This window comes from Bacillus sp. SD127 (assembly GCF_058566445.1).
The window spans coordinates 3,458,712-3,477,265 of record NZ_CP191226.1 but is presented as its reverse complement, the minus strand read 5'-3'; the positions used below and the strand labels follow the sequence as shown (position 1 = coordinate 3,477,265).

The 18,554-nt window shown below is 43.1% G+C and carries 15 protein-coding genes; 7 read left to right on the top strand and 8 right to left on the bottom strand.

The genetic code is table 11. The features are described from left to right. Nucleotides 1-35: 35 nt before the first annotated feature. On the bottom strand, nucleotides 36-1,592 hold the full coding sequence (locus tag ACQVGS_RS18160) for an ABC-F family ATP-binding cassette domain-containing protein (RefSeq protein WP_044163577.1): 1,557 nt from the start codon (nucleotides 1,590-1,592) through the stop codon (nucleotides 36-38). 171 nt (nucleotides 1,593-1,763) lie between these two features. Here ACQVGS_RS18160 and ACQVGS_RS18155 point away from each other — a divergent pair, with 171 nt between their 5' ends. Next, nucleotides 1,764-2,897: a DEAD/DEAH box helicase gene (locus ACQVGS_RS18155; RefSeq protein ID WP_106021457.1), complete on the top strand. Its 1,134-nt coding sequence runs from the start codon at nucleotides 1,764-1,766 to the stop codon at nucleotides 2,895-2,897. A 68-nt stretch (nucleotides 2,898-2,965) separates the two neighbouring features. Further along, the gene (locus ACQVGS_RS18150) at nucleotides 2,966-3,412 is read left to right on the top strand and encodes a GNAT family N-acetyltransferase (RefSeq protein ID WP_010333350.1); all 447 of its coding nucleotides are present in this window, start codon (nucleotides 2,966-2,968) and stop codon (nucleotides 3,410-3,412) included. A gap of 48 nt (nucleotides 3,413-3,460) precedes the next feature. On the opposite strand, the gene ACQVGS_RS18145 is transcribed toward ACQVGS_RS18150, so the two are convergent. Both ACQVGS_RS18145 and ACQVGS_RS18140 read right to left on the bottom strand, forming a co-directional pair. After that, complete coding sequence (locus tag ACQVGS_RS18145; RefSeq protein ID WP_127695712.1) at nucleotides 3,461-4,480, bottom strand: NADP-dependent oxidoreductase; 1,020 nt, start codon at nucleotides 4,478-4,480, stop codon at nucleotides 3,461-3,463. A gap of 484 nt (nucleotides 4,481-4,964) precedes the next feature. Further along, nucleotides 4,965-6,185, bottom strand: coding sequence for an MFS transporter (locus tag ACQVGS_RS18140; protein ID WP_254518104.1), 1,221 nt, complete (start codon nucleotides 6,183-6,185; stop codon nucleotides 4,965-4,967). A 337-nt stretch (nucleotides 6,186-6,522) separates the two neighbouring features. Here ACQVGS_RS18140 and ACQVGS_RS18135 point away from each other — a divergent pair, with 337 nt between their 5' ends. After that, the gene (locus ACQVGS_RS18135; RefSeq protein WP_024120544.1) at nucleotides 6,523-7,986 is read left to right on the top strand and encodes a formylglycine-generating enzyme family protein; all 1,464 of its coding nucleotides are present in this window, start codon (nucleotides 6,523-6,525) and stop codon (nucleotides 7,984-7,986) included. Nucleotides 7,987-8,586: 600 nt separating this feature from the next. Here the strand turns inward: ACQVGS_RS18135 and yfmF are convergent. From yfmF to ACQVGS_RS18110, 5 genes are all read right to left on the bottom strand, one after another. Then, nucleotides 8,587-9,384 carry a Fe(3+)-citrate ABC transporter ATP-binding protein YfmF gene (gene yfmF / locus ACQVGS_RS18130; protein ID WP_010333352.1) on the bottom strand — a complete coding sequence of 266 codons (798 nt, stop codon included), beginning with the start codon at nucleotides 9,382-9,384 and terminating at the stop codon, nucleotides 8,587-8,589. A gap of 12 nt (nucleotides 9,385-9,396) precedes the next feature. Then, complete coding sequence (gene yfmE / locus ACQVGS_RS18125) at nucleotides 9,397-10,398, bottom strand: Fe(3+)-citrate ABC transporter permease YfmE (protein ID WP_101860588.1); 1,002 nt, start codon at nucleotides 10,396-10,398, stop codon at nucleotides 9,397-9,399. Further along, nucleotides 10,395-11,396, bottom strand: coding sequence for a Fe(3+) dicitrate ABC transporter permease FecD (gene fecD, locus ACQVGS_RS18120; protein WP_491830320.1), 1,002 nt, complete (start codon nucleotides 11,394-11,396; stop codon nucleotides 10,395-10,397). The genes yfmE and fecD overlap by 4 nt, the downstream gene beginning before the upstream one ends. A gap of 71 nt (nucleotides 11,397-11,467) precedes the next feature. Then, the gene (yfmC, locus tag ACQVGS_RS18115) at nucleotides 11,468-12,418 is read right to left on the bottom strand and encodes a Fe(3+)-citrate ABC transporter substrate-binding protein YfmC (RefSeq protein WP_101860586.1); all 951 of its coding nucleotides are present in this window, start codon (nucleotides 12,416-12,418) and stop codon (nucleotides 11,468-11,470) included. Nucleotides 12,419-12,533: 115 nt separating this feature from the next. After that, entirely contained in the window at nucleotides 12,534-12,902 is a 369-nt protein-coding gene (locus ACQVGS_RS18110) for a DUF3212 family protein (protein ID WP_024120548.1), read from the bottom strand. A 235-nt stretch (nucleotides 12,903-13,137) separates the two neighbouring features. On the opposite strand from ACQVGS_RS18110, the gene ACQVGS_RS18105 reads away from it, so the two are divergent. From ACQVGS_RS18105 to ACQVGS_RS18090, 4 genes are all read left to right on the top strand, one after another. Further along, on the top strand, nucleotides 13,138-13,485 hold the full coding sequence (locus ACQVGS_RS18105) for a YflT domain-containing protein (protein WP_024120550.1): 348 nt from the start codon (nucleotides 13,138-13,140) through the stop codon (nucleotides 13,483-13,485). Between the two features lie 199 nt (nucleotides 13,486-13,684). Then, nucleotides 13,685-14,947, top strand: a complete 1,263-nt coding sequence (locus ACQVGS_RS18100; RefSeq protein ID WP_103672169.1) for a pectate lyase — start codon at nucleotides 13,685-13,687, stop codon at nucleotides 14,945-14,947. Nucleotides 14,948-15,075: 128 nt separating this feature from the next. Further along, on the top strand, nucleotides 15,076-16,512 hold the full coding sequence (locus ACQVGS_RS18095) for an anion permease (RefSeq protein ID WP_151174831.1): 1,437 nt from the start codon (nucleotides 15,076-15,078) through the stop codon (nucleotides 16,510-16,512). A 410-nt stretch (nucleotides 16,513-16,922) separates the two neighbouring features. Then, entirely contained in the window at nucleotides 16,923-18,488 is a 1,566-nt protein-coding gene (locus ACQVGS_RS18090; protein ID WP_487446377.1) for an NTTRR-F1 domain, read from the top strand. Nucleotides 18,489-18,554: the final 66 nt, after the last annotated feature.

The following is an 18,554-nucleotide window of genomic DNA, read 5'->3' as shown; positions in this document are numbered from 1 at the left end:
AACCCGCCCTTCACCAGGCGGGTTTTTTCGTAACATTAAAGCACTTTTGTCGTCCAAGACTCGCAGTTCCATGTTTCTGTCGCGATGTCCATATAGAAATCAGGCTCGTGAGAAATAAGAAGAATGGAGCCTTTGTATTCTTTGAGGGCGCGCTTGAGCTCTTCCTTGGCGTCGACATCCAAGTGGTTTGTCGGCTCATCGAGCACCAGCAGGTTGGTTTCCGAATTGATCAGCTTGCATAATCTGACCTTCGCTTTTTCGCCACCGCTTAATACGGAGACGCGGCTTTCGATATGTTTTGTCGTCAGTCCGCATTTTGCCAGAGCGGCGCGGATTTCATACTGTGTATACGAAGGGAATTCGCTCCAAACTTCTTCAATACACGTATTGTTGTTTGTTTCCTTGACCTCTTGCTCGAAATAGCCGGTAAAGAGGTGCTCGCCTCGTTCAACAGAGCCTTCGAGCGGCTGGATTTCGCCAAGCAGGCTTTTCAGCAATGTCGTTTTCCCGATCCCGTTGGCGCCGTAAAGGGCGATTTTTTGGCCGCGCTCCATACGGAGGTTCAGCGGACGTGAGAGCGGGGAATCGTAACCGATCACGAGATCCTTCGTTTCGAAAACCAGCTTTCCTGATGTTCTGGCCGGCTTGAAGTGAAATTCGGGCTTCGGTTTTTCCGCCGCCAGTTCGATCATATCCATCTTGTCGAGTTTCTTTTGGCGGGACATCGCCATGTTTCGCGTGCTGACCCGGGCTTTGTTGCGGGCAACGAAATCCTTCAGCTCCGCGACTTCCTGCTGCTGTTTTTTGTAGGCCGCTTCAAGCTGCTGTTTCTTCACCTCGTAGACTTCCATAAACTGATGGTAGTCGCCGACATAGCGTGTCAGCTCTTGATTTTCTACATGATAAATCAGGTTGATGACACTGTTTAAGAACGGAATGTCATGGGAAATCAAGATGAATGCATTCTCGTACTCCTGCAGGTAGCGTTTCAGCCATTCGATATGCTGCTCATCAAGGTAGTTGGTCGGCTCATCGAGAAGCAGGATTTCCGGTTTTTCCAGAAGCAGCTTGGCGAGAAGCACTTTGGTGCGCTGACCCCCGCTCAGATCAGTAACGTCACGGTCCAGTCCGATATCACTCAAGCCGAGGCCGCGGGCGATTTCTTCTACCTTGGAATCAATCACATAAAAATCATTGTTTGTCAGCGCGTCTTGAATCACACCGACGTCTTCAAGAAGCTTTTCAAGCTCGTCAGGATCAGCTTCACCCATTTTGTTATAAATCTCATTCATTTCTTCTTCCATTGCAAATAAATAATGGAATGCGTCTTTCAGCACATCACGGATGGATTTTCCTTTTTCAAGCACAGTATGCTGATCCAGATAGCCGACACGGACGTTTTTTGACCATTCGACTTTTCCTTCATCAGGCTCAAGCTTTCCGGTAATAATATTCATGAAGGTTGATTTTCCTTCACCGTTCGCGCCGATCAGACCGACGTGCTCGCCTTTTAAAAGACGGAAAGATACATTATTAAAAATGGCCCGGTCACCGAAGCCGTGGCTTAAGTCCTTTACAGATAAAATACTCATGTTTACACCTCTATCGTTTATCGAACACGCTGTATGGCGTGTATTTCTCACCTTTTGATTATAAAGGAGGAATACGATTGTTGAAAGGCATAGGAAAGAAAAAGAAAAATTGCGTTCCGCGCGCTGTTTTGAGATACTATGGAATAGATTTCAGGAATCGAGGAGAACAAAATGACGCAAACTTGGCCATTTTTACATAATGCACAATCATTTATCAAAGAAAATTGGAACGCTTCAGGCTTTGAAAAGCCGACTCCTGTACAGGAGCAGGCGGCCCAACTCATCATGGAAGGTAAGGATGTCATCGCAGAATCGCCGACAGGAACAGGTAAGACGCTTGCCTACGCACTGCCGGTATTGGAGCGCATCAAACCTGATCAGAAGCATCCGCTGGCGGTGATTTTAGCACCTTCACGTGAGCTGGTGATGCAGATTTTTCAGGTGATCCAGGACTGGAAAACGGGATCAGAACTACGGGCAGTTTCCTTAATCGGCGGGGCGAATGTGAAAAAGCAGGTCGAAAAGCTGAAAAAGAATCATCCGCATATTATCGTCGGGACGCCGGGCAGGGTGTTTGAGCTGATTCAAGCGAAAAAACTCAAGATGCATGAAGTAAAAACGATCGTACTTGATGAAACCGATCAGCTTGTCCTGCCGGAGCATCGTGAAACGATCAAGCAAATCATTAAAACGACATTAAGAGACCGCCAGCTTCTTTGTTTTTCTGCCACACTGAAGAAAGAAACAGAAGATGTGCTCCGCGACATGACGAAAGAGCCTGAGGTTCTGAAGGTAGAACGCAGCAAGGCGGAAGCGGGAAAAGTGAAGCATCAATACATCATCTGTGACCAGCGCGACAAAGTGAAGCTGCTGCAAAAGCTTTCAAGACTTCATGGCATGCAGGCGCTTGTGTTTGTGAGAGATATCGGTAACCTTAGTGTGTACGCGGAAAAGCTGGCGTACCATCATGTCGACCTTGGCATCCTTCACAGTGAGGCGAAGAAGATGGAGCGGGCGAAGATCATTAAAGCGTTTGAGCAGGGCGAGTTCCCGCTGCTTTTGGCAACTGACATTGCCGCGCGCGGTTTGGATATTGAAAACCTGCCATATGTGATCCACGCCGATATTCCTGATGAAGACAGCTATGTTCACAGATCAGGACGAACAGGACGGGCTGGAAAAGAAGGGAACGTGCTGAGTCTTGTCACACGTATGGAAGAATCAAAGCTGAAGAAAATGGCGAAGAAACTTGGCGTGGAGCTGAGTGAAGCTGTGTATGCCGGCGGAAAATTGAAGACGAAATAAAAAGGAGGGCAAAAGCCCTTCTTTTTTGTTGTAAAATAATAGAAAAGGTTTCGCGCGGGGGTGGGAAGATGGTTTCAATAGACAGATTTCAAGTAGTGAAGGAGCCAGAGCTGAAAATCCTTGAACACTGGTTTGAACATGAAGATACCAGGCGGAGAATGGATGGCATGCTGCCATTAGATGAGTGGTATGCACGAGTAAATAAAGATGAACAGGATACTGTCATCATGGCATATGATGGACAGCTGCCAGCAGGGATGGCCGTTATTGAGTTCGGGGAGGAGCGGACGTATATTGGATTGATCGTTAATCCTATGTACCGGCTTCAAGGGTACGGAAAACGGATATTGCAAAAACTGCTGACCGAACCTGATTTTACTAGCGTGCGGGAATGGGTGGCATGCATTGAAGAAGACAATCAAATCAGTTTAGCTTGCTTTCAAGCAGCAGGTTTCACTTTGGAGGATACGGAACCAGATGAAGATGGTTTTCTTACGCTGATTCTTCGTAGCTGACCTCATATAAACCCAAAAGGAGGGCAAAAAGCCCTCCCATTTTCATCTTCAGCTCGGATCGCTGACTTTGATCAGCTGTTTTCCTTTATTTTCTCCTTTAAATAAGCCAAGAAACGCATCCGGAATGTTTTCGAAGCCTTCAGTGATGGTTTCCTCATAATGAAGCTTTCCATCTCTCAGCCATTCCGCCAGCTGTTTTGCGCCTTCAGGAAAACGGTCGGAGTAGTCGCTTACGATAAACCCTTGCATCAGCGACTTCGTTTTAATGAGTTTTGATTGAACACGAGGGCCCATGTCATCTGCTTCGCTTTCTGCATTATAGGAAGAAATGGCGCCGCACACCGGAATGCGGGCAAACTCATTAAGGAGGTTCATGACCGCATCTGAAATCGGCCCGCCGACATTGTCAAAATACACATCGACACCGTTCGGACAAGCATCAGCGAGCGCTTTTTGAATATCATCTGCGGTTTTGTAATTGATGGCTTCATCAAACTGCAGCTTCTGCTTTAAATAGGAGACTTTTTCATCAGAGCCCGCGATGCCGACAACTCGCGCGCCTTTGATTTTGGCAATCTGCCCGACTGTTGAACCGACAGCTCCCGCAGCTCCGGAGACCACCACGGTTTCGCCTTCTTTCGGACGCCCGATATCCAGCAATCCAAAGTATGCCGTCAAGCCGGTCATTCCCAAAATGCCGAGATAGGCCGAAGCGGGAGCAAGGCTTGTATCAATTTTTCGTAAGGCAGACTCGCTTACCGCGGAGAATTCTTGCCAGCTGAGGTTTCCGATGACGATATCGCCTTTTTTCAGATGATTCCCGTCTGATACAACTTCAGCGATGACCCCGCCAGAAAGCGCTTCATTCAAGGCGAATGGCTCAACATATGACTTCGTATCCTGCATACGGCCGCGCATATAAGGGTCAACCGATACATAAAGCGTTTTGACAAGCACTTCCCCTTGCTTCGGTTCAGGAACCGGAATGGTTTCAAAGCGAAAGTCTTCATGAACGGGAACACCTTGCGGACGTCTTGCTAATTGAATTTGCTGCTGAGATGCTTTCATTTTCATCCTCCTATCACTTGGTTGACACCACTGTAACATGGACAGAAGAGGAATTACAAAAGGTATGCTGGCATACAAAAAAGGTTATAGAGGAACTTATGCTTTCTACAAGCTCTTTTGTTTTTAAAAAGTTGTCTTTAGTCATTTATCATTATTAGAAAACAGAACAGAAAAAGAGCTTGTGTACACCTAGCTAAGATTAGCTAGTGTGTATGTCGATTCTTCTTCATATTCTTGCAAGCATCTGCGAGGGGGGAGCTTAGTCGTTCACATTTTGCTTTCCCATCAATCTGCCATAGCAAAGTCTATGCAATTGTTTTGCATCTGCAAAGCTTTTCTCAATTTTTTCACTTTTATACTGTGTCTTTCTGAAACAGACAATCGATTGTAATCGACCATTTTCTTTTGGTCAATTAAGTAATGTTTACTTTTTAATAAAACCGCGAAAAAGCAAACGAAAACATAATTAAATTTTAGATATTTATTAAAAGCTTATATGTTTATTTACCTTTTTCTTGAATTGCAATTGAGAAAATCCATATATTGCGGACACTAATAAAAGAATACCTGCTGAAACATAAACTAAACGAACTCCAAGGAAATCTGAAATAGCCCCTATAGCCAGAATTGAAAACATAAAAATGAACTGTACTAAAGAAGACCTTGCAGACATTATATTAATTCGAGTTTGCTCGGTTGTTATGTTCTGAATAAATGTTTCTTGTGTAAGATCTCTTAATATATAAGCCGGCCCCATAAAGAGAACCAATATTAGAGCTAAGTACGAATTACTTATAAATCCATATATTAAAGTTAAACTTCCATATGAGACAGCACCAATTAACATAAAATTAATTAGCTTATTTTGGAATCTCTCCGACAGCTTATATATTATAAATCCCCCTATCATCGAACCTAAATAGTATGCTCCATTAATAAATCCCCACCATGATTCTCCTTTATGCAAGACTTCGTTAACGAAAGCTAAAGAGACAGACCCTATCCAAATCATTCCTGCCCATGACTCAATTAAATCCATAATAATAATTGTTCTAAGTTTCTTTTGGCTAAATAAATACCGCCAATCACTTACTATACTCTTATTGGGAGAATTTTTTTCACGTATGACAGAATTAGCGTGGCCGTGTGGTAGACAAAATAAAAGAGAAATAAGAGATGTAAACAACAAAAAGGTAGTAAGTATAATGGTATATCCCTTACCTAAAAATGCAATTATGAGACCACCTAAAGACCAGCCTACAAATTGAAAAGTTTGGTCCACTGTAGATAATAATCCATTTGCCTTTACTCTTTTATCAGGAGAGATTATTTCCCCTATAATTGCACTTTTTAAAGGTGAGAACCATCCATTAAAAAAGGAAATACAGCTAATAATAATAAAGACTAAAATGAGAGTTTGATTAGAGTAAGTTCTTAATAAAGAAAAGAACAAACATATTAACAACAGCATTTGTATCAATTGAGAAATAATTATTGTAAGATGCAGTTTTAATCGAATTGTTATTAACGGTAATATAGCACTTCCAAAAATACGAAAAATAATACTTATTAATGTCACCATAGAGGCGATGGTTGTCGAATTGGTCATTTTAAACAAAAACGAAATCACTACCATAGTATATAGAGAAAAACCTAAATTTGTAGTGGTCTGGCTAAATAAAATAGAATAATAACCTTTACTCATATGTATCCTCCCTTGGAATAACTTTTCTCGGTAAAGAGCTTAAACATATTTAAACACCTTAAAACAACAAAAGTAAAGAAAAAATTTCCTTGTAAACTATTTACTTTTATTCTATTTATTGTTATTGTTTATTTAAGTTCTCTGACTATTCTATCAATAGGGTGGGGAACCACATATCTTATTAAAGGGGGGGATACCATGAAAAAATTAAGAAAAAACTGGAGAAAATCGATTGTTAGCCCGGTTCTTTATACTAATGAAAAATGGTAAACACTTAGGGAATAGCATTTAAATGCTATTCCTTATTTCAACAAACAAATCGGGAGGTTATCGTAAATTGACACTATTAATGCAAGATCATAAATCAATTTACAATAAAGATATAGAAATATTAATTGAAGTTGAAGAACTTATTACTTCTGTTCCAGAAAATAAAAAAAATGATTTTAAGAGTTTAATCGATAATAGAATTATGACTCTACTAAATAAAATTCAACACCCTGTAGCAGCTGAAAATGTGTTTGGTATGTGTATTGCTTACCCGAATACTTACATAAGGTATAGATTAATTGATTTCGTTGAAAAATGGGTACCTTATTTCTCTGCTGTAGAAACTATAATCAATCTAACCCAGGATCCTGATGATTTAGTTTCTTTTAAAGCTATGGATGTGTGTGCAAATCATAAAATTGAAGAATCGTTAGCATATTTGTCTTCAATCATTGATGATGTCCGGGAGAGTATAAGCTACCCTAAAAAACCTGTGGGATTAGGGGCCCAAAAAGTATTAAGTACATTATTAGATATATTCGGTGTTGAAAAATATGAAGAGCTAGTAATGCTAAAAAATTATTTTGATCAAAATGGTATCCTTCCTAATAACTTTGACTTTGAAGAAAAAATTCCTCAAAGTCTAATAGAGGAATTCGAAAAAACAGAAGAAGATGGGATGATTTTAATTCCGGGTGGCTTTTTTGAATTCGGTTTAAATGAAAATGAAATTCCTGACAAAACATTTAATTGGAAAGATGCTGTTCCTAGACAAAAAGTATGGTTACCTCCCTTTTTTATTGATAAGTATCCTGTTACAAATAAAGATTATGATATCTTTACCGAGTTCACAGAGGAAAATGGGCATATATTCTGTCATCCTAATGAACCACAGAATAAACAACATAGAAGAAATACATATTGGGATGATAGGTATTTAGATAATCATCCCGTTACAGGTATAGATTTTTATGATGCATTTGCTTACGCAAGATATAAGGGGAAAGAATTGCCAACCGAGTTTCAATGGGAAAAAGCTGCTCGAGGCGAAAAAGGTAATATATGGCCTTGGGGAGATAAATTTGATCCTGCAAAGGTTCAATATGCTGGAAGTCTTTATAATGAACCCATTACTTCTTTAAAGTCCTGGAGAGAAAATTTATTAAAAGCTCATGCTGATAAAGAATTAAATCATTTAACAAGTGATATTTTTGAACAAAATGGTGAAAGTCCCTATGGAGTATGCGGTATGATCGGCGGAACATGGGAGTGGACTAGAAGTGAGCTTAAAACAAAGAGAGCTTTCCACCCTATTTTTGAGAATGTACCATTTAATAGTGTTAACTCATTTGCCGTTCTTAAAGGAGGATCATTCTTCTCTCATCCAGGCTTAATGTTCCCTTCCTTTAGAGCAAAAGATATTCCTTTCTGTCGACACAATGAAATGGGAATTAGGTGCGTAAAGAATATTCCAGTATATAAAATTAGAGAATCAATTAATGGGCCAATTACTAATAAAGCAATTTATTAATCATTCTAGATTAGAGACTTGATAAAAGTATACTAACATTGTGTGATAATGTTCGGCTTGTACAAAAAACAATGTTTTTTCTGCAAGCTTTTATTTTAAATGTTTTTAATAATTATCAGGATTGAGAATCAGAAAAAGAGACATTAAGCCCAAGCTCCGTTGAATATTTAAATCTTCAATATATTTTTGTGATAAATATATATTATTCTGTCAATTTACATTTCGATTTTTAATTGAACCTGCAATAGCAAAGCCCCTTACCACTGTTTTGATTCTTTCTTTTTCTGATACACAATCTAATTTTGTCACTTTTTTTGGTCTTTCCACACATTTCGAGGGATGACTTACTATAATTCTTTCGGTCTTTTCTATGTATGAGATAAAGTTTATGTCTTGTTGAGAATCGAAGAGATATACAACTTTAACAAGTTGGTCAATAAGAACAAATTTAACTTTATATTAAGAGTTTCTCGTGTGGAACATGAGAAGAATAACATGTTTTTTTAGTTAAACATCAATTAAATGTGAGAATGAAATATTATAAGGGAAAATGAAGGCTGTCAAGTTTCTCGACAGCCTAGGGTTTCCTCTCCTTTTTCATCACGTCCGTAATTTTGGGCATAGTCCCATCGGCAGGCACATCGGCTTCTGGTCGATCGGGCTTCTCATGATGCAGCATTCCAAGCCGAAGACTTCCCGGAAAAACGGCTGGGTAAAGACGTCTTCCGGCGTTCCGGCATTGTAGATTTTTCCGTCCAGTACGCTGATCAGATAGTCAGCATATTGAGCGGCTTGGTTTAAGTCGTGAAGCACCATGACAACTGTGCGTCCATGATCCCGGTTCAGTTTTTTCAGCAGCTCCAGCACCTCAATTTGGTGAGAAATGTCCAAGTAAGTGGTCGGTTCATCGAGCAAAAGCAAATCAGTGCCTTGTGCAAGCGCCATGGAAATCCAGGCTCTTTGTCTTTGACCGCCTGAAAGGGCATCAAGTGTCCGGTCCTTCAGCTCATTCATCCCGGTTGCGTCAAGCGCCCACTCTACCATATCGTGATCCTCTTGCGTATGCTTGGATAACAGTTTTTTATGAGGATGTCTGCCGAAATAGCATAGTTCCTGTACCGTCAATCCTTCAGGCGCTTGAGGAGACTGAGGAAGAATCGCCAGCTTTTTAGCTACTTCTTTGGACGGCTGGCGATGAATATCTTTTCCTTCTAATAGGACCGTGCCGCTTTTTGGGGCCATCAGCCTGGCCAGCGATTTGAGGATTGTTGATTTTCCGCAGCCGTTGGCGCCGATGAGCACAGTGATTTTTCCTTCTTCAATCTTTAAATCGACTCCGTCAATAATCACTGTGCTGTCATATGAAAGAGTGAGCTGGTCTGCAGCCAGTTTTCCCATGGTATCCTCTCCCTACTGTTTCCTCGCTTCGAATTTCAATAAATATAAAAAATAAGGCGCGCCGATCACAGCTGTCAATATTCCGGCGGGTATCTCAACCGGAGGCATGATGCCGCGTCCTAATGTATCTGCGATTAGTAATATAATAGCACCGATTAATGCCGATGCAGGCAGTAAATATTTAGCTTTTTCTCCGGCAAGCCTTCTGGCGATATGCGGAGCAAGCAGCCCGATAAAACCGATTGATCCGACGACGGCTACACAGCTCCCCGCCAGTGCAACTGCGGTGAAAATCAGGATGAATCTCAGCCGGTTTGCGTTTTCGCCGAGACCCTGCGCTAGCTCATCTCCGAGTGACATCAGATCCAGCTTCGGAATGAGGATGCAGACAATCGGCAAAAGGACAAGCAGCCATGGCGCAAGGAGCTTGACTTCTTCCCAGTTTCTCCCCCAGAGGCTGCCTGTCAGCCAAATGAGCGCTGCATTAACGTCCCCCGGAAATTTGACCATCATATATTGCATGCCGGCGTGGCAGACCGCGCCTAAGGCAATGCCTGATAAAGCCAATGATGAGGGCTGAATGCTTTTTTTGCGGGCTATCATTAATAATACTACAGCAATAATGGCTGCTCCGGCAAATGCGGAGAACGGCAGCACGTAGACCGGAGACTCAGGAAAAATGAGAATAACGGCCATGGCGGCCAGTCCGGACCCTTTTGAAATTCCGACAACGTCCGGAGACGCAAGGGGATTTCGGATGACACCCTGCAAAATGGCTCCGGCAGCGGCAAGCCCGGCGCCTGCCAGAATCGCCAGTATAATGCGGGGGAGCCGGTACTGCTGAATAATAAACTCGAAGGAATGATCCATCCCTAACAGATTCGTAACCACCGCATCAGGTGAAATATACAATGCCCCGAAGCCGATGCTGATCACGGACAGCACTAGCAAGATGACAGCCAATATAAGGATGGCCAGCAAGGGGCGTTTTTGTTTTCTGGTTGATTTCTTCATTTCAGATTTCGCCCTTTCCTTGCTAAATATAAGAAAAATGGTGTGCCGATAATGGCGGTGACAATGCCGACCGGGGATTCAGAAGGGAATGCAATCCATCTGGCCAGGACATCTGCGTACACCAATAAGATGGCGCCGAACAGCGCTGAAAAAGGCAGCACATACTTGTAATTTTCTCCGATCAGCTTGCGGACGATATGCGGGATGAGCAGCCCGACAAAGCCGATTGGGCCGGCAACCGCCACAGAAGCGCCCGATAGAATTAAAATGATAAAGCTGATCAGAATCCGCATGCCGTTCATGTTTTGCCCGAGTCCTTTTGCGGTTTCATCACCGAGACCGAGAACAGAAACGGGACCTGAAAACACAAGGGCAAGTCCAATGCCGATGACAGAAAACGGGGCAATGGTCATGACGTCCTGCCAATTGCTGCCGTCAATCGCACCCGTCATCCAATACAGCACATCCTCTCCCGACTCATTTAAAATAATAATCGCCTGTGTCATGGAGGACAGGAACAAATGCACCGCCATTCCTGACAGCGCCAGTTTGACAGGTGTCATTCCGCCGGAAGAGGCAATCATATACACAATTGCGCCGCCTGCCGCCGCACCTGCAAAAGCGAACACAACCGAAGAGTAGGACGACGCCGGCAGAATGACGAGAGAAGCAACGACAAACAGCGATGCACCCGCATTCACACCGAAAATTTGAGGTGAAGCCAGAGGGTTTCTTGTCATGGCCTGCATCAGCGCCCCTGCTACAGCCAGGCTGGCGCCGACGAAAACGCCGATTAATGTGCGGGGGAGGCGAAGAGTAGAGATGATAAGCTGTTCTTTTGAACCGTCCCATACAAAAAGATATGTCAAAGCATCAATGATGCCGATGTCTGAGGCGCCTACTGAGAGATTCAGCCCAAGCCCGAAAATAAGGATGATCAGTGCAATGATAAAAACCATCAATCTTGATGATGAGCGCCGTTTGGCTGAGTAATACAACAGTCTCACTTCCTTGCTGCGTCTGTTTGCAAAAACGAAGAAGCAAGGATTCTCCTCGCTTCTCTTTTGTCCTACTTATTATACACTTTTTTGAGCACGTCTTTGGCGCTTGTTTCACTGGACTTGATTCCTCTGAATCTTGTCCAAATGTCGCGGTCTGCATCGTAGATTTGTCCGTTTTTCACCGCTTTTAGGTTTTTCCAAAGCGGATTCTTTTTCCACTCATCTACGATTGTTTTACCCTCGTTGGCTGAAATAAACAAAATATCAGGATCGATTTTGCTTAACTGCTCGAGGCTGACCTCTTGATACGCGTTATCTGACTTCACGGCGTGCGTAAAGCCGAGCATGCTGAAGATTTCTCCGTCATAAGAAGATGACGTATGAAGCTGGAAGGAATCGGCTCTTGCCACGCCGAGAACGATGCTGCGGTCTTCATCTTTCGGAAGCTCCGCTTTCAGATCGTCAATGACCTTTGTATGGTCGGCAAGCTTTTCTTTTCCTTCTTTTTCTTTATTTAATGCTTTAGAAATGGTATTGAAGCTGTCGATTGTTTCATCATAAGTCGCTTCCCGGCTTTTCAATTCAATGGTCGGTGCGATTCGTTTCAGCTGTTTGTAAATGTTTTTATGGCGTTCAGCGTCAGCGATGATTAAATCAGGCTTCAAGGAGCTGATGACCTCAAGATTCGGTTCGCTTCGCGTGCCTACTGATGTATAATCAATCGAGCTGCCGACCAGCTTTTGAATCATGTCTTTTTTGTTGTCATCGGCGATGCCTACCGGCGTGATGCCGAGGTTGTAAACAGCATCCAGGAATGAAAGCTCAAGCACAACGACTTTTTTAGGTGTGCCGGTCACTGTTGTTTTCCCGTCTTCGTGCTGAATGACTCTTGAATCCTTAGATTTGCTTCCGGCTTTGCTTCCGCTGTTATCCTGACTTGATGAACAGCCGGATATAATGAAACAAGCGATTAATAAAACACTGATGATGGCAATAAACTTGTTAGGATAGGTGCGCATTGTTTTCTTCCTTTTTTCTGAATTTAATAATGAGAATCATTATCACAAATAAACACTATAATAGCATGGCTTCCTATGTCAATATTTTTTAAATAAAGAAACAGAAGCGGCTGCTTTATGTTTTTTTGATGTATGGGTCATATGGCACAAATAAATCGTACACAGCATCGCCGTGTCTGTGGGATAAAAACGAACTGGCGTTGGCTTTAGAGGCTTCAAGCATATCTCTGCTGACATGGGGAAGAAGAACGCTGAGATAGCCGGACAATTTTCTTTCGATTTCTTCAGAGAGCGCAAATTCAATGTCTCCGATATTCATGACAATAGAGAAAACAAAGTCAATATCGATGTGAAATGTTTCTTCGGCAAAGATGGCAAGCTGGTGAATGCCGGCTGAATAGCCGACACGCTGATGGAAGACCTGTTTTACTAAATCACTCACAACCCACGCATTGTATTGCTGTTCTGGTGAAAAGTATTGCATTGGACATACCTCCTGCTTGTACGGATAAAAATGGCGATTCATGTTCGGACGCCCCGTGCAGCGGTTTTGATTTTGACTATTCTGAAAATACTCTCGTTCTATCACTTTACCATGGTTAGAAATGAAATATCTACTACCATTCTTCCTGTTTTTGTGCCCAATGCTCTGGATGCTGTTTCATAGAAAAAGGATCGGGTATGAATATAACATAGACATGATGAAGGAGGAATTGGATATGAAACCAGTTGTAAGAGAGTATACAAACGATGAACAGCTCATGAAGGATGTAGAAGAATTACAGCAAATGGGTGTCGCAAAAGAGGATGTATACGTCTTAGCTCACGACGATGACAGAACGGAACGACTGGCAGACAACACGAATGCCAACACGATCGGAGCCAAAGAAACAGGTTTCAAACATGCGGTAGGGAACATATTTAATAAAAAAGGAGACGAGCTTCGCAATAAAATCCACGAAATCGGTTTTTCAGAAGACGAAGCGGCTCAGTTTGAAAAACGGCTCGATGAAGGGAAAGTGCTTCTCTTTGTGACAGACAACGAAAAAGTAAAATCTTGGGCATAATGCAGGAATGTAACCCCAAAAGGCGATTATCGTCCTTTTGGGGTTTTTTATATTTGCGGTTTTTGCGGTGTTTTTTTGCAGGATGCCGCAATAAAAAGCCGCACATTTTCGGTTATGGACGCCCATGAATTTGCTATTATGTTTTTTGTGAGAATATGGAACAAATTCTCACAAAATAGAAAATGGGGGTTCATACTGAATGAAAAAAGTGATGTTAGCCACGGCTTTGTTATTAGGCTTGACTCCGGTTGGGGCGAACGCAGCGGATTTGGGCCATCAGACGTTAGGGTCAAATGATGGCTGGGGAGCGTACTCGACCGGCACGACAGGCGGATCAAAAGCCTCGTCATCCCACGTGTATACAGTCAGCAACAGAAATCAGCTCGTTTCGGCTTTGGGCAAGGACACCAACACAACGCCAAAAATCATTTATATCAAGGGAACGATTGACATGAATGTCGATGACAATCTGAAGCCGCTTGGTCTGAATGATTATAAAGATCCAGAGTACGATTTGAACAAATATTTGAAAGCCTATGACCCAAGCACATGGGGCAAAAAAGAGCCATCCGGAACACAGGAAGAGGCCAGAGCACGCTCACAGAAAAACCAAAAGGCACGCGTGATGGTGGATATCCCTGCAAATACGACGATCGTTGGTTCAGGGTCAAATGCTAAAGTTCTGGGCGGAAACTTCCAGATCAAGAGTGATAACGTCATTATCCGCAATATCGAATTCCAAGACGCATATGACTATTTCCCGCAATGGGACCCGACTGACGGAAGTTCAGGAAACTGGAACTCACAATATGACAACATCACAATAAACGGCGGTACACATGTATGGATCGATCACTGTACATTTAATGACGGTTCCCGTCCAGACAGCACCTCTCCAAAGTATTTTGGAAGAGAATATCAGCACCATGACGGCCAAACTGATGCCTCTAACGGCGCTAATTACATTACAATGTCTTATAACTTTTATCACGATCATGATAAAAGCTCCATTTTCGGATCAAGCGACAGCAAAACCTCCGATGACGGCAAATTAAAAATCACACTGCATCATAACCGCTACAAAAATATCGTTCAGCGCGCACCGAGAGTCCGTTTTGGACAGGTACACGTTTACAACAACTATTATGAAGGCAATAAAAACTCATCAGATTATGCCTTTAGCTATGCATGGGGAATCGGAAAATCATCAAAAATTTATGCACAAAACAATGCCATTGACGTTCCGGGATTGACTGCTGCTAAAACGATCAGCGTATTCAGCGGGGGAACGGCTTTATACGATTCCGGCACATTGCTGAACGGTACGCAGATCAACGCATCGGCTGCAAACGGGCTGAGCTCTTCTGTCGGATGGACGCCATCTCTGCACGGATCAATTGATGCTTCCGCGAATGTGAAGTCAAGTGTTATATCTCAAGCGGGCGCGGGTAAACTAAATTAAGAAATGAAAAAAACACAAAGGGCTGCTCACCTTTGTGTTTTTTAATTAATTAAAATGTTTATTAACTTAGTTAAGGAGTAGAATGAAAAAGGGGATCGGAAAACAAGTATATAGGAGGAGACCTATTTATGGCTTCAGAAAAAGACGCAGGAAAACAGTCAGCAGTAAAGCTTGTTCCATTGCTTATTACTGTCGCTGTGGGACTAATCATCTGGTTTATTCCCGCTCCGTCCGGACTTGAACCTAAAGCATGGCATTTGTTTGCGATTTTCGTCGCGACAATTATCGGCTTTATCTCCAAGCCCTTGCCAATGGGTGCAATTGCAATTTTTGCATTGGCGGTTACTGCATTAACTGGAACATTATCAATTGAGGATACATTAAGCGGATTCGGGAATAAGACCATCTGGCTTATCGTCATCGCATTCTTTATTTCCCGGGGATTTATCAAAACCGGGCTAGGTGCGAGAATTTCGTATGTATTCGTTCAGAAATTCGGGAAGAAAACCCTTGGACTTTCTTATTCACTGCTGTTCAGTGATTTAATATTATCACCTGCTATTCCAAGTAATACGGCGCGTGCAGGAGGCATTATATTTCCTATTATCAGATCATTATCCGAAACATTCGGATCAAGCCCGGCAGATGGAACAGAAAGAAAAATCGGTGCTTTCTTATTAAAAACCGGTTTTCAGGGAAACTTGATTACATCTGCTATGTTCCTGACGGCGATGGCGGCAAACCCGCTGATTGCCAAGCTGGCCCATGATGTCGCAGGGGTGGACTTAACATGGACAAGCTGGGCAATTGCCGCGATTGTGCCGGGACTTGTAAGCTTAATCATCACACCGCTTGTGATTTACAAGCTGTATCCGCCGGAAATTAAAGAAACACCGGACGCAGCGAAAATCGCAACCGAAAAACTGAAAGAAATGGGACCATTTAAAAAATCAGAGCTTTCCATGGTTATTGTGTTTCTTTTAGTGCTTGCTCTTTGGATTTTTGGCGGCAGCTTCAACATCGACGCAACCACAACCGCACTGATCGGATTGTCAGTTCTTTTATTATCACAGGTTCTGACTTGGGATGATATCAAGAAAGAAAAGGGCGCTTGGGATACGCTCACTTGGTTTGCGGCGCTTGTTATGCTGGCCAACTTCCTGAATGAATTAGGCATGGTTTCTTGGTTCAGCAACGCCATGAAATCATCTGTATCAGGGTTCTCTTGGATTGTGGCATTTTTAATTTTAATTGTTGTGTATTATTACTCTCACTACTTCTTTGCAAGTGCGACAGCCCACATCAGTGCGATGTATTCAGCATTTTTGGCTGTTATTGTGGCAGCGGGCGCACCGCCGCTTTTAGCAGCGCTGAGCCTCGCATTCTTCAGCAATCTGTTCGGGTCAACAACCCACTACGGTTCTGGAGCGGCTCCGGTCTTCTTCGGAGCAGGCTACATTTCGCAAGGCAAATGGTGGTCTATCGGATTTATCCTGTCGATCGTTCATATTGTCACATGGCTTGTGATCGGCGGATTATGGTGGAAATTATTAGGGATATGGTAGAAAGAAAAAAGGCAGACGCGGTCTGCCTTTTTTTATGTTTGATCACATTACTTTAGGGCGTGAGCAACAGATGATGAGGTGGTTTATAATGGATGGGTTTCAGCGCAAGAACAAAACGGGATTATGCCTCTCGTTATAGTAGTCGGTATATGAAAAGTTGGTATAAAAAGCAAAGAACTGAGAAGAAAGCGGGAAAATATAATTGGCAGGTGATCGCTTAACCTAGTGAGAAATGTCCGGCGTACTAGCAGCATATCTAGCATAGATGGGTTTTCTACAAATACAGGGAAAGAAAGGTGATGCAGGGACAATCACCTTTTTTTATTTTGTTTAGTGACCTTACAGACCGATGATAATTTTCCTGCATATAATAGCTGGAACTAATCAAAGAGGGCGGGGAATGAAGTTGAGTGAATAATGTGATTGTAAATGGAGGTTTTGAAACAGGCAATCTGACGGGCTGGGCTTTTGCAAATACGTCCGTTATTAATACTTTTGCCCATTCTGGAAGCTATTCCGCACAGTTTATCAGCAGCCAGCCTTATGCTTTTTTAGGGCAGATCGTGCCTGTCGTTTCTGGACAATCTCTTATATTCACTGTTTCGCTTGGGAAAACGGGGAACAATCCAAGTCCTCAAGTCACTATACAAATTCTATTTGTTAACAGTGAAGGAGAACAGATTGAAGGCGGACAGGAAATGATCATTGCTGCCGGAAATTTGCCAAATGTCTCATTTAATACATGGAATGAAATATATAGACCAATTGCCCCTCCCTCAGAAGCAGTAAATGCAGTAGTGGTAATAAGTAAAGCTACTTTTGGTTCTGTTCTAATTGATGATGTTTCTTTAATAGAGTCTACCGGGGGGATTGGACCAACCGGGCCGACTGGGCCGACGGGAGCAACTGGAGCAACTGGAGCAACCGGAGCAACCGGATCAACTGGTGCAACAGGAGAAACTGGTGTCACAGGATCAACAGGAGTCACTGGAACAACCGGAGAAACTGGATCAACGGGATCAACCGGAGCGACGGGACCAACAGGTGTAACTGGAGTAACAGGATCAACCGGGGAAACAGGACCAACCGGATCAACTGGTGTAACTGGTGTAACCGGATCAACTGGATCAACCGGGGAAACAGGACCAACAGGACCAACCGGAGTAACCGGACCAACCGGAGCAACCGGACCAACAGGACCAACCGGATCAACTGGTGTAACCGGAGCAACAGGAGCAACGGGATCAACGGGATCAACAGGATCAACAGGATCAACAGGATCAACAGGATCAACCGGAGTAACCGGATCAACGGGAGCGACGGGAGCAACCGGAGAAACTGGATCAACGGGATCAACAGGAGCGACGGGACCAACAGGTGTAACTGGAGTAACCGGACCAACCGGACCAACAGGTCCAACCGGATCAACTGGTGTAACTGGAGTAACCGGATCAACGGGATCAACCGGATCAACGGGATCAACCGGAGCAACGGGAGCAACCGGATCAACGGGATCAACCGGATCAACTGGTGTAACGGGATCAACCGGAGCGACAGGAGCCACAGGCCCAACAGGACCGAATCCGCAGCTGTTTTACAATGAGGTAGCAGGCCCAGTTTCAGTTGCTGTTAACGGTACTGAAACGTCAATTGGGACTTTAAGTCTGCCAACAGTCGCTGGCCAATTAATAAAATTAGATTTTGCCATTTCTGTTGATGTGACAACGACAGCTAACTCGAACTTTACTTTCCAAACCAGAATTTATAGAAACGGAGTATTGGTAGATATACGCTCTGTCCAAAGAAATGTTAATGCTGCCATTACGTCAAGATTTCCAATTGCTACAACGTATGTAGATACTACAACAGTCACAGGCACGACTTCTTATGAGGTTAGGATAATCTTTACCACAATAAGTAATGTGAGTGGCAGCACCGCACTAAACCTAGATATAAATGCTATTAGGTTCCCTTAATAATAGAGAATGAGAGTCACTTCTTTTTTAAAATTCAAGCATTTGAAACAAGAAACCTACTTTATA

Excerpts from the sequence above, each read along its gene's own strand:
- ACQVGS_RS18160 (WP_044163577.1), bottom strand. The coding sequence starts at position 1,592 with ATGAGTATTTTATCTGTAAAGGACTTAAGCCACGGCTTCGGTGACCGG.
- ACQVGS_RS18155 (WP_106021457.1), top strand. The coding sequence starts at position 1,764 with ATGACGCAAACTTGGCCATTTTTACATAATGCACAATCATTTATCAAA.
- ACQVGS_RS18150 (WP_010333350.1), top strand. The coding sequence starts at position 2,966 with ATGGTTTCAATAGACAGATTTCAAGTAGTGAAGGAGCCAGAGCTGAAA.
- ACQVGS_RS18145 (WP_127695712.1), bottom strand. The coding sequence starts at position 4,480 with ATGAAAGCATCTCAGCAGCAAATTCAATTAGCAAGACGTCCGCAAGGT.
- ACQVGS_RS18140 (WP_254518104.1), bottom strand. The coding sequence starts at position 6,185 with ATGAGTAAAGGTTATTATTCTATTTTATTTAGCCAGACCACTACAAAT.
- yfmF (WP_010333352.1), bottom strand. The coding sequence starts at position 9,384 with ATGGGAAAACTGGCTGCAGACCAGCTCACTCTTTCATATGACAGCACA.
- yfmE (WP_101860588.1), bottom strand. The coding sequence starts at position 10,398 with ATGAAGAAATCAACCAGAAAACAAAAACGCCCCTTGCTGGCCATCCTT.
- yfmC (WP_101860586.1), bottom strand. The coding sequence starts at position 12,418 with ATGCGCACCTATCCTAACAAGTTTATTGCCATCATCAGTGTTTTATTA.
- ACQVGS_RS18110 (WP_024120548.1), bottom strand. The coding sequence starts at position 12,902 with ATGCAATACTTTTCACCAGAACAGCAATACAATGCGTGGGTTGTGAGT.
- ACQVGS_RS18105 (WP_024120550.1), top strand. The coding sequence starts at position 13,138 with ATGAAACCAGTTGTAAGAGAGTATACAAACGATGAACAGCTCATGAAG.
- ACQVGS_RS18100 (WP_103672169.1), top strand. The coding sequence starts at position 13,685 with ATGAAAAAAGTGATGTTAGCCACGGCTTTGTTATTAGGCTTGACTCCG.
- ACQVGS_RS18095 (WP_151174831.1), top strand. The coding sequence starts at position 15,076 with ATGGCTTCAGAAAAAGACGCAGGAAAACAGTCAGCAGTAAAGCTTGTT.